Annotated in this window: 13 protein-coding genes and 1 pseudogene; 4 read left to right on the plus strand and 10 right to left on the minus strand. The window is 73.5% G+C overall.

Annotated features, from left to right (window positions below; translation table 11 throughout):
• Nucleotides 1-106: 106 nt before the first annotated feature.
• The 8 genes from ACLQ2N_RS29355 to ACLQ2N_RS29390 form a co-directional block, all read right to left on the minus strand.
• Nucleotides 107-1,387 (minus strand): MFS transporter, encoded by a 1,281-nt coding sequence (locus tag ACLQ2N_RS29355; RefSeq protein WP_425817703.1) that lies wholly within the window; start codon nt 1,385-1,387, stop codon nt 107-109.
• 325 nt (nt 1,388-1,712) lie between these two features.
• Nucleotides 1,713-2,477 (minus strand): VOC family protein, encoded by a 765-nt coding sequence (locus tag ACLQ2N_RS29360; protein ID WP_425817637.1) that lies wholly within the window; start codon nt 2,475-2,477, stop codon nt 1,713-1,715.
• A gap of 117 nt (nt 2,478-2,594) precedes the next feature.
• A complete protein-coding gene (locus tag ACLQ2N_RS29365) occupies nt 2,595-3,077 on the minus strand; it encodes a hypothetical protein (RefSeq protein ID WP_425817639.1) in 483 nt (160 codons plus the stop codon).
• Nucleotides 3,074-5,542 carry a molybdopterin oxidoreductase family protein gene (locus ACLQ2N_RS29370; RefSeq protein WP_425817641.1) on the minus strand — a complete coding sequence of 823 codons (2,469 nt, stop codon included), beginning with the start codon at nt 5,540-5,542 and terminating at the stop codon, nt 3,074-3,076. Before ACLQ2N_RS29370 ends, ACLQ2N_RS29365 begins: the two co-directional genes overlap by 4 nt.
• A gap of 9 nt (nt 5,543-5,551) precedes the next feature.
• Nucleotides 5,552-6,712, minus strand: coding sequence for an aromatic acid exporter family protein (locus ACLQ2N_RS29375; protein ID WP_425817643.1), 1,161 nt, complete (start codon nt 6,710-6,712; stop codon nt 5,552-5,554).
• 74 nt (nt 6,713-6,786) lie between these two features.
• Nucleotides 6,787-7,257, minus strand: coding sequence for a DUF5709 domain-containing protein (locus ACLQ2N_RS29380; RefSeq protein WP_425817645.1), 471 nt, complete (start codon nt 7,255-7,257; stop codon nt 6,787-6,789).
• Between the two features lie 112 nt (nt 7,258-7,369).
• On the minus strand, nt 7,370-7,558 hold the full coding sequence (locus tag ACLQ2N_RS29385; RefSeq protein WP_425817647.1) for a hypothetical protein: 189 nt from the start codon (nt 7,556-7,558) through the stop codon (nt 7,370-7,372).
• Between the two features lie 86 nt (nt 7,559-7,644).
• Nucleotides 7,645-9,921 (minus strand): catalase, encoded by a 2,277-nt coding sequence (locus ACLQ2N_RS29390; RefSeq protein ID WP_425817649.1) that lies wholly within the window; start codon nt 9,919-9,921, stop codon nt 7,645-7,647.
• A gap of 214 nt (nt 9,922-10,135) precedes the next feature.
• Here ACLQ2N_RS29390 and ACLQ2N_RS29395 point away from each other — a divergent pair, with 214 nt between their 5' ends.
• From ACLQ2N_RS29395 to ACLQ2N_RS29405, 3 genes are all read left to right on the plus strand, one after another.
• Nucleotides 10,136-11,461 carry an APC family permease gene (locus ACLQ2N_RS29395; protein ID WP_425817651.1) on the plus strand — a complete coding sequence of 442 codons (1,326 nt, stop codon included), beginning with the start codon at nt 10,136-10,138 and terminating at the stop codon, nt 11,459-11,461.
• Between the two features lie 90 nt (nt 11,462-11,551).
• On the plus strand, nt 11,552-11,914 hold the full coding sequence (locus tag ACLQ2N_RS29400) for a YrdB family protein (RefSeq protein ID WP_425817705.1): 363 nt from the start codon (nt 11,552-11,554) through the stop codon (nt 11,912-11,914).
• Nucleotides 11,915-12,090: 176 nt separating this feature from the next.
• Nucleotides 12,091-12,921, plus strand: a complete 831-nt coding sequence (locus tag ACLQ2N_RS29405; protein ID WP_425817653.1) for a class II glutamine amidotransferase — start codon at nt 12,091-12,093, stop codon at nt 12,919-12,921.
• 45 nt (nt 12,922-12,966) lie between these two features.
• On the opposite strand, the pseudogene ACLQ2N_RS29410 reads toward ACLQ2N_RS29405, so the two are convergent.
• A pseudogene (locus ACLQ2N_RS29410) lies at nt 12,967-13,531 on the minus strand (DJ-1/PfpI/YhbO family deglycase/protease).
• A gap of 227 nt (nt 13,532-13,758) precedes the next feature.
• Between ACLQ2N_RS29410 and ACLQ2N_RS29415 the strand changes: the two are divergent.
• Nucleotides 13,759-14,739, plus strand: coding sequence for an iron-containing redox enzyme family protein (locus ACLQ2N_RS29415; RefSeq protein WP_425817655.1), 981 nt, complete (start codon nt 13,759-13,761; stop codon nt 14,737-14,739).
• On the opposite strand, the gene ACLQ2N_RS29420 is transcribed toward ACLQ2N_RS29415, so the two are convergent.
• Entirely contained in the window at nt 14,732-15,439 is a 708-nt protein-coding gene (locus ACLQ2N_RS29420) for an ANTAR domain-containing protein (RefSeq protein WP_425817657.1), read from the minus strand. The two genes, ACLQ2N_RS29415 and ACLQ2N_RS29420, sit on opposite strands and share 8 nt — an antisense overlap.
• Nucleotides 15,440-15,504: the final 65 nt, after the last annotated feature.

The raw sequence follows: 15,504 nt of genomic DNA on the forward strand, positions 1-15,504 counted from the left end.
GGCGGCACCCGGAGCGGAGCTCCCACGGGCGCGCCTCTTGTCCGAAGCACCCCTGGCCCATTCCCGTTCGGGAGCGCCTCAAACATGCGCGCGGTCGCTTCCCGGATCAGGCGACCGGCGTCAGCGCGGGCACGGCCACCGGAGCCGCCACCGGCTCCTGGGGCAGGACGGGCCGGTCCGCCCCGGCCGCCTTCCGGGCCACCGCGCGGCCGCGCAGCCCACCGGCCGCGATGGCACCGGCGATCAGCAGCCCTCCGGCGACCAGCGCGCCCCGGGCTCCCGCGAACTCGACCAGCAGCCCGAGCAGGGGCGGGCCCGCCAGCTGCCACCCGGTGCTCGCGCTGCGCCAGACGCCGAGCACGCGGCCGCGCATCTCGGGCTCGGGCTCGGTCTGCAGCACGGTCGACCCGGCCGTGTCGGACACGGACTCCACCACGGCCATGGGGATGACCAGCGCGATGAGCACCATGAGCCCGGGGGCGAGGCCCGCCGCGACCTGGAGGAGCCCGCCGCACGCGGCGAGGACGCCCACCAGGCGCACGGTCGGGTTGCGCAGCCGCCCGGCGACCACGGCGCCCAGGATGCCGCCCACGGCCAGCACGGTGGAGACCGTGCCGAAGTCGCTCTCGTCGGCGCTGAGCGGGCCGATGACCAGCACGGCGAGCGTCAGCTGGTAGTTCCGGCCGAAGACCGAGCTGACCGCGGTGATCCCGGCCAGGGCGACCAGCCCCGGCTTCCCGAGGAAGTAGGCCACCCCGGCCCGGGCGTCCCCGCCCGCCTGCGCCCGTTTCGCGGGTGCGGGGCGCCTGCCGGGGGACGGCCGCCGGACCGGCGCCGCCTCCCCGGCGGGCCGCAGGAAGGGGATCACCGCGGTGACGCAGAGGAAGGAGATGCCGTTGACCACGTACGCCGACCCGGTGCCGAGCGTCCCGACGGCCACCGCCGCCAGCGCGGTCCCGGCGAGCCGGCCGGCGCTGTGCACCATCGAACCGAGCGCGATGGCCGAGGGCACGTCCGTCCGGGGCACGAGGTCGTTGCCGAGGAGGGAGGTCGCGGGCCCGTCGATGGTGTTCACGATGCCGGTGACCGCCGCGAGGGCGAGCAGCACGGGCATGTTCAGCAGCCCGGCCCCGAACAGGGCGGCCGTCGAGAACGCGATCACGGCGAGCACCGCCTGACTGACCGCGGCGGTGACCTTGAGCGGCCGGCGGTCCACCACGGCACCGCCGAAGACGCCGAGCAGCAGCCCCGGTCCGGCCTGGACGGCGAGGGACAGGCCCGTCGCCGCGGCCGAACCGGTGATCTGGAGCACCAGCAGGTTCTGCACGGTGAGCTGCATCCACGCCCCGGTGTTCGACACCAGGTTGGCGGCGGACCACCAGCGCATGCTGGGGACGGCCAGGCATCGCCAGGGGCTGCTGTCGCGGCGGCGCGTCTTCCGGGCGGACTCGGGAACGGGGGCGGCAGGAGGCACGGGGGAGCACATTTCCGACGGGGGCGGTGGGGTGGCACGCGTCGGATTACGGAACGGTGTCTCGGTAATGCCTCGGCTGCGAACGGCCGACGGGCGACGGCCCGCCGGCGCGTTTCATCTTCACAAACATCCCGCCGGGGCACCGGCCGGGGCGTCCGCCCGCCGAGCCCCGACGCCCCGGAAGCCCAGACACCGCAAGGGATTTCGCGCGCTGGTGGGTTTCCTCACACACGACCCGTCAGCGGTCCGAGACCGTGAAGAGCGCGCCCTCCGGATCACGGAGCACGAACGCGGTCCCCGGCACACCGTCCGCCGGTGTCGCCTCGCCGCCGGCCGCCACCGCTGCCTTTGCGGTCCGCGTGCTGTCGGGCACCAGGAAGTCCACGGCCCAGCGCGCCCGCACCCGGGGATCCGGGGCGTTCTCCACCCCGCCGCCGCGCAGCGTCACGACCGTGTGCCCCCCCGCCCGTACGAGGACGCGGTCATCCGCGTACTCGACGGCGCACCGGCTGTGCGGCTTCGCCCAGCCGAACACCTCCGCGTAGAAGATGGCCGCCTCGAAGGCGTGGCGTGACTGGAGATCCACCCTGGCCGGGGCGCGCGGCCCCTCGGCCCAGACGGGTGCCGGGCCCTCCCAGAAGCCGAAGGCGGCACCCTCCCGGTCGGCGGCGATCGCCGCCCGCCCCTCGCCCAGCGGCAGCGGGCCGACCGCGAGTGTGGCGCCGCGCTCCCGGACGCGGTCGGCCGTGCCGTCCGCGTCCGGCACGGCGAAGTACGGGATCCAGGCCGGGGGCGGGCCCCCGGTGCCCGGACAGCCCCCGATGCCCGCGACCGCCCTGCCGTGCGCACGCGCCAGTACGAAGTCGTCGCCGAGGCTGCTCTCGTGGAACTCCCAGCCCAGTACCCGGCCGTAGAAGGCCCGCGCGGCCCGCAGGTCGTGGGTCGTGAGACTCACCCAGCAGGGCGCGCCCGCCACGGGTGTCTTCCAGTCGAGATTCGGCATGCGGCGCTCCTTCGCCGGGGGCCCTCTAGAACGATGCGCCCGCGCCCCGGCCCGCGCACGCGCTCACTCCGCCGCCCGCACCCGATTCCGCACCGGGCCGGCCGCCGGAAGAGCCGGTCAGCTCGTGAGGACCTGCGGCGAGACCACCTTGATCATCGTGTTCGCCCACCGCTGCTGGCGCAGCGTCTGCGGGTGGCAGCGCTCGGTCAGGCCGAGCAGCTCCTGGTCGCGGGCGGCCTGGGCGGTCTGGGCCAGCAGCTCCCAGTCCACGGACACGGCCGCCGCCTTCAGATAGGTGTCGCGCAGGTCCCGCAGGAGCAGCAGCCCGGTCTCGGGACGCCGACCGACGAGCTCGCCGCCCTTCTCCCGCAGCCAGGCCGCAGCCGGGGACTCCTCCTTCGGCTCGGGGGAGAGTTCGACCCCGTGACCGGCGGCCGCCTCCGCCAGTTCCCGTACGTGCTGCCGCGACCAGGCGGCCAGGTCACGGGCCACGTGGTGCACCTCGTGGTCGGTGGAGTGCGTGCTGGAGAGGCGCATCAGCCGCACCGCCAGCGCGTTCTCCCCGTGGTGCACCTCCTTGAGGACCAGGTCCAGCTTCATCGGGTCTCCTCCCGGTACGCGTGCTGCTCCTCGTCCGCGCCGCCCGCGCCGCCGCCCGTGGTCGCGGGCACGGTCGCGCCGTCGGCGGGGGCCGACGCGGTGGTGGTGGGCGCCGGGGCGGGGGAGCCGGTGGGGCCGAGCCGGCGCAGCCGGGCGGCGGCGGTCTTGAACAGCGGCTGCTTGGAGACCGGGTCCCACTCCGTGGGCGTCAGCTCGTTGCCGGCGCGCCCGTCCCCCTTCGGCTCGAACCCGCCGTCGGTGTCCCAGTAGCCGTAGTGGAACGGCAGGAACAGCACCCCGTCCCGGATGCCGCTGACGCGCGCCGCCGCCCGGACCGTGCCGCGCGGGGTCGTGATCTGCACCAGATCGCCCTCCTCGATGCCGTACGAGGCCGCGTCACCGGCGGAGACCTCCACCCACACCTCCGGGGCGGCGGCCTGGAGCTGGGGGGCCCGCGCGGTCCTGGTCCGGGTGTGGAAGTGGTAGAGCGTCCGCCCGGTGATCAGCGAGAACGGATACTCCTCGCCGGGCGGTTCGTGCGGCGGCAGATACTCGGCCGCCTTGATGACCGCCTTCGCCGACGGGTTCATCGCCCAGTACTCGGTCTCCTCCAGCGGCGCCCCCGTCACCAGGTCCCGTCCGTAGCTCTCGCAGTAGTCCGGGTCGCTCCAGAAGCGGCCGTCCGCGTACAGCCGCTCCGTACCGTACGGATGCTCCTCGTTGCACGGCCACTGGATGCCGCTCCCGCCGCGCAGCTTCGCGTACGTGATGCCCGTGTAGTCGCACGGACGGCCCCGGCTGCACTCCTTCCAGCCCTCGAACGCCGCCTCCGGGCCGTTCCACGGGACCAGCGGGCCGCCGTCCTTGTCCCGCAGGCCGAGCCGGCGCGCGAAGTCGCAGAAGATGTCCAGGTCGGGCCTGGCCTGGCCCGGCGGCTCGACCGCCTTCTCCGACAGGTGCACCGTGCGGTCCGCGTTGGTGAAGGTGCCCGTCTTCTCGCCCCAGAGGGCCGCCGGCAGCACCACGTCGGCCAGCTGCGCCGTCTCGGTCAGGAAGGCGTCCTGGACGACGAGGAACAGCCGTTCCTGCGCGAGCACCGAGCGGATGCGCCGCAGCTCCGGCAGCGACACCGCCGGGTTGGTGCCGCTGACCCACAGCATCCGGATGGAGCCCTCCTCCGCGTACCGGAACATCTGCATCGCGTGTGTCGGCGGGCCGTAGTGCGGCACCCGGAGCGGGTCCAGGTTCCACAGGCGGGTGAGCTCGGCCATGTGCGCGTCGTTCTCCCAGTTGCGGAACCCCGGCATGTCCCCGTTGGCGCCGCACTCGCGGGTGTTCTGCGCCGTCGGCTGGCCGTTCATCTGGAGAATCCCGCAGCCCGGCCTGCCGAGCATGCCCCGCACCAGGTGCAGGTTGTTGACCTGGACCGAGGCAGCGGTGGCCTGGTGCGACTGGTAGAAGCCCTGGAGCACCGTCGACAGCAGCCGCTCGGCGGTGCCCAGCAGGCGGGCGGCCTCCCGGATGCGCTCGGCGGGGACGTGGCAGATGCCGGCCACGTGCTCGGGAGTGTAGGCGTCCAACCGCTTCTTCAGCTCGTCGAAGCCGACGACGTTGCGGTCCAGATAGTCCTGGTCGGTCCAGCCGTTCTCCACGATCTCCCGCAGCAGACCGTTCATCAGGGCCACGTTCGTCCCGGGCCTCGGTGCCAGGTGCACGGTCGCCGCCCGCGCCACCGGGGTGGGCCGCGGGTCGACGCAGACCACGGCCGGCGGGTTCGGCCCGGCCAGCCGGTCCAGCACCCGCGCCCACAGCACGGTCTGCGTCTCCGCCATGTTGTGCCCGAACAGCGCGATCGTGTCCGCGTGGTCGATGTCGCTGTACGAGCCGGGCTGACCGTCGCTGCCGAACGACTCCTTCAGGGCCTCGGCGGCCGTGGACGTGCACAGCCGGGTGTTGCCGTCGAGGTGGTTGGTGCCGATGCCGCCCCGGGCGATCAGCGTCAGCGTGTAGTACTCCTCCGAGAAGAGCTGCCCCGAGGTGTAGAACCCCACCGCCGAGGGTCCCTGCTCCTCCAGCAGTTCCCGCGTGCGGTGCACCACCCGGTCCATCGCGGTGTCCCAGTCGCTCTCCACGAGCCGGCCGCCCCCGTCGCGCACCAGCGGGCGGGTCAGCCGGTCGGGGGAGCCGCCCGCCTGCCAGCCGAAGAGGTCCTTCGGGTCGAGCCGGCCGTGGTTGACCCGGTCCTGCGCCCGGCCGCGCACCCCGACGATCCGGCCGTCCTTCACGGCGATGTCGAGCCCGTCCCCGTTGGAGTGCAGGATCGCCGCCGACTGCACCCACCGCTCGACCTGGTCCGGTGTCACCCCGTCGGCGAGCCGGGTGTCCACCCGTACGGGCCAGGGCTCACCGGGACCGTAAGGGGTCCGGGTCCCCCAGGGCTGAGCGATGCGGTCGGTGCGTGTCATGCGTACTCCTCAGATCCGGCCGGTGCGGGCGGCGTCGCCGGCGGGAAGCGCCGAGCCGTCCTCGCCGGGATTCAGGTCGTCCAGCAGTGCCTGGCAGCCGGCCACCAGGCTGCCGAGCGAGGCGCCGGTGTCGGGGCCGGGCCGGCGCAGGTGCCGCTTGGCCGCGGCCAGGGCGTGCCGGGCCTCGGCGAGCCGGCTCGCGCGCTGCTCCAGGCAGTCGTCGTCCGGGCCGTCTTCCATGATCGTCGCGTCGGTCGCGCAGACCTCCGAAGCGGCGGCCATCACGGCGCTCAGTTCCTCCAGGGGCGGGCCCGGCGGACGGGGGAGACCGCGCCCCTGCGACGCGGTCTCCCAGAGCGTCAGCGTCAAGGTCAGCAGCCGGTTCGACACCTGCGCCCAGACGACGTCCCACCGTTCGGAGGGCGAGGGGGTACTGCGGCGCATCCGGTGCCCCGGGTTGAAGCGGAAGCTCTCCGTCGCCCATCCGCGTGCCGCGCGCAGGTCCGAGAGCGCGCCGGGCAGTTCCCCGGCGGCCCGGTGCCAGCGCTCCGCCCGCTCCTCGTCGTACTCCTCGGCCATGCCCTCGCTCAGCTCGCGCAGCAGCCGCGCACAGTCCTTCGGCAGCGCGCACGCGAGGGTCCTCACATGCAGCGAGTGCACCGGCGGCAGGACGATCGCGTTCACCGCGACCCCGACGACGGCCCCCACCACCGTTTCCAGCAGCCGGTGTCCGACGGCGGGCAGCGAGTACGTTCCGTAGGCCAGGACGAACAGGGCGGTGGTGGGCGCGTACAGGCCCTGCTCGCCGACCGGCAGCCAGTTGCCGATGAGCACGGTGAGCGGCAGGGCGATCAGCATGGCCGCCATGGTGTTCCCGGTGACCGCCGCCGCGCCCGCGGCGAGGAGGGTGCCGCAGGCCATCATCGCGAGCAGTTCGACCGCCGAGCGCAGCGACCGGTAGACGGTCCCCTGCACCAGGGCGACGGCGGCCCAGGGGGCCATCAGCGCCATCGGCGCCGCCAGCCACCACCCCGTGAGCGCCCAGGCGAGGGCGGCAGCGGCGGCGGCTTTCAGGGATTGCACCAGCTGGTACCGGTCGGGGAGGCGTACGCCGGGGGCCAGCGCCCCCAGCCGCTCCCGCACGGCCGCCGCCCGGCGGCCGGCGGTCATCCCGTTCACCTGCACCGACAACCCTCCCTGTACACGATCGGTCCGGGGCGGCGGACCCACCGGGGGACCCGGGATCAGCCCTCGCGCCCCTGGTCCTCCTCCTCGTCCGTGGTGTGTACGGCGGCCTCCTCGGCGGAGGCCGCGCCGCCGTCGATGCCCACGTCGTCGGCGTAGACGTCGGTGCGCCGTCCAGGCACCTCGTCCGCCGCGCTCAGCCGGCCCGAGCGGGTCCCGCCCTCCTCCGGCTCCAGCGGCTCGCCGTCACCGCCGTCCAGGTCCCCGATGCCGTCGCCGTCCGGCGGCCCGACGTCCTCGACCTCCTGGGCCAGGCGCTGGTCGAGGGATTCGCCGAGGCGCTCCTCCTCGCCCGTCGTGCCGTACTTGTCCACGGCCAGGGGGCGCTCGGGCGGCGAGTAGCCCTCCTCCATCTGGTCGTCGAGGCCACGCTCGCCGAGCGTGTTCTCCAGGTCGAGGTCGTCGTTGGGCGGGTCCTGGCCGTCGTCCTGCGGCTGGTAGACGTCGTCGCCACGTGCCTCTGTCGGCATGATTCGTCCTTCCGTCGGAGGCGTCATGGACGCCGGGGCGGCCCGTCCGGGGCCGCCCTTCGCATCCTGCGAGTGCCCTGCCGGGCACGGGGAAAACACACCCTTTGTCACCCTATGGGCGAGACCGGTCCGCGTCCTCCTGGGCTTCTTCGTTCGGGGTCAGCGCATCGCCGGCCTCGCTGTCCGCGCCGCGCCGCTCCCGGGTGTCCGCCACGTCCGTCCCGGCCTCCTCCGCTTCGCGGACGACCTCCTCGGCGGCCGTCCGGGGCGGCTGCTCGTGCTCTCGGTCCTGGTGGTTCATGCGTCTCCTCCTGTCGGTGCCGTCTGCGGGTTACCCCCGCGCGTGCCCTGGACCGGGCCGGCTACGCGCGCCGGCCCGGAGCGGTGTCAGAGCGCGGGCGTGAAGCGGTCCCAGGCGCGGTGACCTGCGAGGAGTTCCGTGATGCCGTCCAGCACCGTGGACGCGGCCCCGCCCGCCACGACGCCCGGGGCGTCCGCAGCGAGGCCGGCCTTCTCCAGCACGGTCGCCCCGTCACCGCAGGCCCCGATGGCCTTGCCGTGCCGGAACGCCTCGGTGACCAGCAGCAGGACGCGCGGGTCCACACCGGTGGCCCGGGCCCCGTCGTCGGTCTTGGCGTCACGGGCCCCGTACGCGTCCGGGGCCGGGGCGGGCGCCCCCGCCACCACGATCGCGTCGAACTCGATCGACCGGGCCGTGGTGAAGGTGCGCTGCACGGTGACCGGGTCGCTCCCGGAACCCAGCGAGCCGCCCGAAGGCGCGATGACCAGGGGGACCATCCCGGCGTCGAGAACCGCGCCACGCGCTTCCCGTACGGCGTCCAGGCCGGTCTCCCCGTCCGTGACGATGCCGACGATCCGCCCGTCGACCGGCCAGGTGTGCCCCAGCTGGGACAGCGCGGGGCTGGGCTCGGGTGAGGCCAGGGGCTCGGTCGCCCCGGGCGCCGGGAGGCCCAGTCCCCCGGCGACCTGCGCGCACAGCTCGGGGTCGATGTTGGCGAGCACCTTGAGGCCCCGCTCCTTGACCGCCCGGTCCCAGCACTTGCCGAGCTCGAAGGTGTACGCGGCGGTGATGTGCTCCCGCTCCGTGGGCGTCATGCTCAGCCAGAAGAGCCGGGCCTGGCTGAAGTGGTCGTCGAACGAGGCCGCCGCGTCCCGCACCTTCCTGGCGGCCGGGACCTCGACGGGCACCTCGATGTAGGCACCGGTGTCCGCACCGGCGGTGAACGGGCAGCCGCCGTCCAGCGAGTTGGGCCGGTACGGTGCCACGCCCCGGTGCACGGCCGTCTGGTGCATCCCGTCCCGCAGCATGTCGTTGACCGGCGCGTGCGTGCGGTTGATCGGCAGTTGGGCGAAGTTGGGGCCGCCGAGCCGGGTGATCTGGGTGTCGACGTAGGAGAAGAGCCGCCCCTGCATCAGCGGGTCGTTGGTGACGTCGATGCCCGGCACCAGATGGCCGACGTGGAAGGCGACCTGCTCCGTCTCGGCGAAGTAGTTCGACGGGTTGGCGTTCAGCGTCATCAGCCCGATCGGCTTGACCGGCGCCAGCTCCTCCGGAACGATCTTCGTCGGGTCCAGCAGGTCGATGCCCTCGAACATCTGGTCCTCGGTGTCGGGGAACGTCTGCACGCCCAGCTCCCACTGGGGGAAGGCGCCCGCCTCGATCGCGTCGGCCAGGTCCCGGCGGTGGAAGTCCGGATCCATGCCGGCGGTGATCTGCGCCTCCTCCCACACCTGCGAGTGGACGCCCAGCTTCGGCTTCCAGTGGAACTTCACCAGCGTGGTCGCACCCTCGGCGTTGACCAGCCGGAAGGTGTGGACGCCGAAGCCCTCCATCATCCGGTACGAACGCGGGATGCCCCGGTCCGACATGTTCCACAGGGTGTGGTGCGTCGCCTCGGTGTGCAGGGTGACGAAGTCCCAGAACGTGTCGTGGGCGCTCTGCGCCTGCGGGATCTCCCGGTCCGGGTGCGGCTTGCCCGCGTGGATGATGTCGGGGAACTTGATCGCGTCCTGGATGAAGAAGACCGGGATGTTGTTGCCGACCAGGTCGAAGACGCCCTCGTCGGTGTAGAACTTCGTCGCGAATCCCCGGGTGTCGCGCACCGTGTCGGCCGAGCCGCGCGAGCCGAGCACGGTGGAGAACCGCACGAAGACCGGTGTCTCGGCGCCCTCGGCGAGGAACGCGGCCTTCGTGATGCCCGCGGCCGCGCCGTACGCGCGGAAGACACCGTGGGCGGCGGCACCGCGGGCGTGGACCACCCGCTCCGGGATGCGCTCGTGGTCGAAGTGGGTGATCTTCTCCCGCAGGTGGTGGTCCTGGAGCAGCACCGGGCCCCTGGGCCCTGCCTTCAGCGAGTGGTCGGTGTCGTACAGCCGGGCGCCCTGCGCGGTGGTGAGGTAGGCGCCGCTCTGGGCCACCTTGTCCTGGGCGGCGCCGGTCGGCTGCCCGGTCGGGCTCATGGTCTCGGGACCGCGCTGGTCGTGCTTGGGCGGCAGCGGCCCGCGCGGCTTCGTGGGCTCGTCGGCCTGGGCGGGCTCGGGGCCGGGAGCGCCGGGGATCTCGTTGCCGGGGGCGACGGCGTCCTGGACCTTTCCGGCGATCTTCTCCGCGGCGGCCGACACCGGGTTCTTCTTGTCGCTCACTGGATTCCAATCTCGCGGGGGGAGGGGCAGTGCCGTGCGCGGAGTGTTCGGCACGCGCTGGGGACGGCATCGCCCGACCACGCGTACCCTCTGGCCCGCCACCGGACACATCGCTTGCGCCATCCGCATCGGCGACCCGTTCCAACGAGCGACACGCCGTCCTCCCGCCGCCCCGCGGCCGTCTGCCGGGCGGCGCACCGGGTATACGGGCCCCGTGAATGCTCCCCGAACCACGCCCGAGAGTGCGGACGCGCCGACGAGCCTCAAGAAGGACCTCACCACGCCGCTGCTCTACTTCTTCATCCTCGGAGACGTCCTCGGCGCCGGCGTCTACGTCCTGGTCGGCGAAGTCGCGGCCGACGCCGGCGGCGCCGTCTGGGTGCCCCTCCTGGTCGCCCTGTGCCTGGCGCTGCTGACCGCCGCCTCCTATGCGGAACTGGCCACGAAGTACCCGCGCGCGGGCGGCGCCTCCCACTACGCGACGCTGGCCTACGGGCCCTTCACCGGGTTCGTCGCCGGCTTCTGCATGCTCGCGGCGGGAGTGGTGTCGGTGGCGGCCCTGGCCCGGGGGTTCGCCGGTGACTACCTCTCCGAGTTCGTCACCCTCCCGCTGGTGCTGGTGACCGTCGTCTTCCTGGTGGCCCTCGCACTGCTCAACGCCCGGGGCATCAGCGAGTCCACCCGGGCCAACGCCGTCGCCACCGTCATCGAGGTCGGCGGCCTGCTGCTGGTGATCGGTCTCGGCTGCTGGATCGTGCTGCGCGGCGACGGCGACCCGGGCCGGCTCACCGACCTCGGCACCGACAGCGAAGGGCCCGTCCTGGCGGTGCTGAGCGGCGCCGTCCTCGCGTACTACTCCTTCGTCGGCTTCGAGACCTCCGTCAACGTGGCCGAGGAGACGCGTGACCCCCGCCGCTCCTATCCGAGGGCGCTCTTCGGCGCCCTGATCACCGCGGGCGCCGTCTACGCACTGGTCGGCGCCGCCGCCGCGGCGGCCGTGCCGACGGAGAAGCTGGCCGAGTCCAGCGGGCCGCTGCTCGAAGTCGTCCGCACCGCCGGATCCGTGCCCACCTGGCTGTTCAGCGCCATCGCGCTGGTGGCCGTGGCCAACGGGGCGCTCCTGACCGGCATCATGTCCTCGCGGCTGGCCTACGGCATGGCACGCGACGGGCTGCTGCCCAGCTTCCTGACGGCCGTGCTCCCGGGCCGGCGCACCCCGTGGGCGGCGATCGCCGCGACGACCGCCCTCTCCCTGCTGCTCGCGCTGACCGGCGACGTCTCCACGCTCGCCTCGACCCTGGTCCTCCTGCTTCTCGTGGTCTTCTTCCTGGTCAACACGGCGTTGCTGGTGCTGCGCCGCGACCCCGGGCGCCACGGGCACTTCCGGGCCCCGACCTTCGTGCCGGTCCTCGGCGCCGCCTCCTGCGTCGGGCTCGCCACACAGATCGAAGGCGACGTCTGGCTACGGGGCCTCGTGGTCCTCGCCGTGGGCGCCGTCCTCGGTGCCGTGGCCGCGCTGCGCTTGCGCCGTGCCCGCTGAACCGGGCTGCCAGTAGGCTGACTTCGCACACGCGAGCGACTTGGGGGCAGGGTGCGCGACAGAGCCACGCACGGCCAGGTGATCCCTTCGGTGACCGGGCGGCCCTGGTGGGCGGCGAACGAACTGCTCGCGTTCGTCCTGGAAGTGGGGGCGCTCGGCTGCCTCTTCTGGTGGGGGTTCACCCTGGCGGACGACCTGGCGGTCCAGCTGCTCCTCGGCTCCGCCGTCCTCGCCGCGGCCGTCGTGCTGTGGGCGCTGTTCGCCGCTCCGCGCGCCCGGTTCCGCCCGCCGCTCGCGGGGGTCCTGGCGGTGAAGGCCGTGGTGCTCGGCGGGGGAGCCCTCGCGCTGTACGGGGTCGGGCACCCGGCCGCCGCGGCGGTGCTGGGAGTCGTCGTCGTGGCGAACACGGCCCTGGCGGAGACGTTCCGGCGCCGGCCCGCCCCCGCCGGCTGACCGAGGGCTCGGCGTACCGGACGGTTTCCGGCGGGCGCGGGCGGGCAGCCGACTCATGAAGTCGGTAGCGTGGACATTACGACGACGACCGGGCGCCCCAGGACCGAGGCCCGCGGAAGCACCACCGGCGCGTCCGCACGGGCCCCTGCCCGCCGCCCGGGAAGGGACGGGCGCACATGTGCCGATGGCTGGCCTATTCCGGCACGAGTGTCGTGCTCAGCGATCTCCTCTACAAGCCGAAGCACTCGCTCATCGACCAGAGCCTGCACTCCACCATGGGCGTGGAGACGACCAACGGGGACGGCTTCGGGATCGGCTGGTACGGGCCCGAGCAGGAGACGCCCGCGATCATCCGCGACACCGGACCCGCCTGGAACAACCGCAACCTGCGGGAGATCGCGGGCCACATCCGCTCGCCGCTGTTCTTCGCCCATGTGCGGGCGTCCACGGGGACGGCCATCCAGCAGACCAACTGCCATCCGTTCCGGCACGGCCGCTGGATGTGGATGCACAACGGTGCGATCGCGGACTTCCACCGGCTGCGCCGCGATCTCTCGCTGGCGCTCGACCCGGCACTGTTCTCGTCGCTCGAGGGATCCACGGACTCCGAGGTGATGTTCTACCTCGCGCTGACGTTCGGGCTCGACCAGGACGTGCCGGGCGCCGTGGCCCGGATGGCCGGGCTGATCGAACGCGTGGGCCGCGACGAGGGCGTGGAGCACCCGCTCCAGATGACCATCGCGGTGTCCGACGGCGAGCGGCTGTGGTCGTTCCGCTATTCGAGTCTCGGCAAGTCGCGTTCGCTGTTCTACAGCAGCAAGGCCGAGACCGTGCGCGCCCTCCACCCCGACGTGGACTTCCTGCAGGGCGTGTCCGACAGCACCAGGCTGGTCGTGTCGGAGCCCCTGGGACTGCCCGGCGTGTGGAAAGAGGTGCCGGAGAGCAGTTACGGGGTCGTGCAGCCGGGCGAGGACGAGTTCCGGCCCTTCGCGCCCGAACCCGTGTGAGGGCCGCCCGGTCGGATCGCCGGGCGGCCCTCGCAGGGGTGTGGCTCAGCCGGCGAGCGCGGCGTCGACCTCCTTGAGGAACGGGTCGAGGTCGCCCGGGTTGCGCGAGGTGATGAGCTTCCAGCCGCCGGACTCGTCCGTCACGACCGGCTCGTCCACCCAGTCGCCGCCCGCGTTGCGTACGTCGGTCCGCAGCGAGGCGTACGAGGTGAGCCGCTTGCCCTCGACGCTGCCGGTCTCCACCAGCACCCACGGCCCGTGGCAGATGGCCGCGACAGGCCGCCCGGAAGCGGTGAACGACCGCACGATGTCGCAGGCCGGACCCTGGAGCCGCAGCGTGTCGGCGTTCAGCGTGCCGCGTGCCGCCCGGTACGAGCAGCAGGTCGTAGCCGTCCGGGTCGACGTCCTCCAGTGTGAGGTCCGGGCGCACGGACGTGCCAGGGTCCTTGTCACCGACGAGCGTCTCGATGTCGTCCTTCTTCAGGGCGGCGACGTCGACCCGCACACCTCGCTCGCGCAGATGGCCGAGCGGCACGACGAGTTCGTCCTGCTCCACGCCGTAGTTGGTGACGATGGCCAGCACCTTGCCCTTGCTGCCGTTGTCGCTCATCTTCTGCCGTCCTTCCGTCCTACGGGGAACACGCCCGGTGACGTGGCTTCCGGGTCGCAGCCTCTGGGTTCCCCGCACGGGCGCGCTCATTCATCGCACCGTCCGCCCCGTGCTGTAGCGGCATCGGCGGTGGGCCCACATGGTGGGAGAGCGGCGTCCCGGCGGTTGACGCGCCGGACGCGGGGTACCGGGCCGGGTGCCCGAGCAGACGTACGAGGAGAAACATCATGGCCGGTCAGACGGGCGGACCCGGGCTTCCCCGGGCGCGTGGCGAGCTCTCGGCGGCGGTCGTCGCCCATCTCCGGGGGGACGGCCCCCTGCCCGACCCGTCCCTGGCGGACGCGGCCGAGCCCTACGGCGACGACCTCCAGCTCGCCCTCTACGTCTGCTACGAGCTCCACTACCGGGGCTTCGGGGGTGTGGACCCGGCCCGGGAATGGGACCCCGCGCTGCTCGCGGTCAGGGCGGCCCTGGAACACCGCTTCGAGTCCGCGCTGCGCCGCGACGTCCCGCCCGGGGCCGGTCTGGACGACACGCTGGACGCGCTGCTCGTGGAGCCGGTCGACGGCACGGGCGTGTCGCACTTCCTCCAGGACCACGCCACACCGGACCGGCTGCGCGCCTACGCCGCCCAGCGCTCCCTGTACCACCTCAAGGAGGCCGACCCGCACGCCTGGGTGCTGCCCCGGCTCAGCGGACGCGCCAAGGCGGGCATGGCCGCGATCGAGTACGACGAGTTCGGCGCCGGCCGGGCCGACCGCGTCCACGCCCGCCTCTTCGCCGACCTCATGGCGGACCTGGGCCTGGAGACGGCGTACGGCCACTATCTGGACGAGGGCCACGCCGAAATGCTGGCCCTCGTCAACCTCATGTCCCTGTTCGGTCTGCACCGGCGGCTGCGCGGCGCCCTGGTCGGGCACTTCGCCGCCGTGGAGATCACCTCGTCGCCCGCCTCGCGCCGCCTTGCCCTGGCCATGAAACGGGCGGGCGCGGGGGCCGCCGCCGAGTTCTTCTACACCGAACACGTGGAGGCGGACGCGGTCCACGAGCAGGTCGTGCGGCACGACGTCGTCAAGGGGCTGCTGGACGACGAACCCGGCCTTGAGGCGGACATCGTCTTCGGAATCGACGCCACCGGCTTCCTGGAGGACCGGCTCGCCGACCGGCTCCTGACGGACTGGGGCGCCGCCGCCCAGGCTGTCACTTGAGGTCTCGGGGAAGCTCCGCCAGCAGCCGGCGCAGCTCACGCGTGCTGCCCCGGCCCTTCGCCCGTACGATCTGCGCCGCAACGGCGCTCAGTTTGCGGTTCGTGCGCTGCGAGAGCACACGCAGGACGTCGAACGCCCGGCCCGGGTCGCAGTCCAGCAGGTGCGTGACGATGCCGATCGCCTGGTCGATCACGGCGCGCGTCGTCATCGCCGTCCGCAACTGCTCGGCCTCCGCCTCGGCTCCGGTACGGGCGCGCTCGCGCAGAAGTCCGCCGACCGTCTCCTCGGCCAGCACCCCGACCGCCTCCCGGGCCGCCGCCGTGAGCCGCCACGGCCGGAACGCGTACAGGGTGACCGTCGCCGCCACGCCCTGCGCCGTGACCGGCACCGCCGCACAGGCGCGCAGACCCCGTTCCAGCGCCGCGACCCGGAAATCCGGCCACCGCGCGTCGGCGACGAGATCGGCGGCCTCGACCGTCCGCAGGGAGCGGGCGGCATCGACGCACGGCCCCTCGCCGGTGTCCTCCTGGAGCGCGGCCAGCACCGCGAGGTCCGGGTGGGTCGAAGCGCCGTGGCCCTCCCCGCCGGGGCGCCGCAGGAACACCGACGCGCCCCGGCACCCGGCCGAGCAGCGCATCGCCCGCCCGACGAGCCGGACGAGCAGCGGCGCCACGGCCGCGCCTTCGGTCACCGTGTCCATCGGCCGCGTCACCCTCAGCCTCCCTGGGAACTCCCGGTCCCCGCCGCAGCGAAACGGGACGGGAC

Source organism: Streptomyces sp. DT224 (genome assembly GCF_049844595.1).
Taxonomy (GTDB): domain Bacteria; phylum Actinomycetota; class Actinomycetes; order Streptomycetales; family Streptomycetaceae; genus Streptomyces.

What these genes read in the sequence shown, in the direction of transcription:
- ACLQ2N_RS29355 (WP_425817703.1), bottom strand. Translation starts at nt 1,387, where the DNA reads ATGCGCTGGTGGTCCGCCGCCAACCTGGTGTCGAACACCGGGGCGTGG.
- ACLQ2N_RS29360 (WP_425817637.1), bottom strand. Translation starts at nt 2,477, where the DNA reads ATGCCGAATCTCGACTGGAAGACACCCGTGGCGGGCGCGCCCTGCTGG.
- ACLQ2N_RS29365 (WP_425817639.1), bottom strand. Translation starts at nt 3,077, where the DNA reads ATGAAGCTGGACCTGGTCCTCAAGGAGGTGCACCACGGGGAGAACGCG.
- ACLQ2N_RS29370 (WP_425817641.1), bottom strand. Translation starts at nt 5,542, where the DNA reads ATGACACGCACCGACCGCATCGCTCAGCCCTGGGGGACCCGGACCCCT.
- ACLQ2N_RS29375 (WP_425817643.1), bottom strand. Translation starts at nt 6,712, where the DNA reads ATGACCGCCGGCCGCCGGGCGGCGGCCGTGCGGGAGCGGCTGGGGGCG.
- ACLQ2N_RS29380 (WP_425817645.1), bottom strand. Translation starts at nt 7,257, where the DNA reads ATGCCGACAGAGGCACGTGGCGACGACGTCTACCAGCCGCAGGACGAC.
- ACLQ2N_RS29385 (WP_425817647.1), bottom strand. Translation starts at nt 7,558, where the DNA reads ATGAACCACCAGGACCGAGAGCACGAGCAGCCGCCCCGGACGGCCGCC.
- ACLQ2N_RS29405 (WP_425817653.1), top strand. Translation starts at nt 12,091, where the DNA reads ATGTGCCGATGGCTGGCCTATTCCGGCACGAGTGTCGTGCTCAGCGAT.
- ACLQ2N_RS29415 (WP_425817655.1), top strand. Translation starts at nt 13,759, where the DNA reads ATGGCCGGTCAGACGGGCGGACCCGGGCTTCCCCGGGCGCGTGGCGAG.
- ACLQ2N_RS29420 (WP_425817657.1), bottom strand. Translation starts at nt 15,439, where the DNA reads ATGGACACGGTGACCGAAGGCGCGGCCGTGGCGCCGCTGCTCGTCCGG.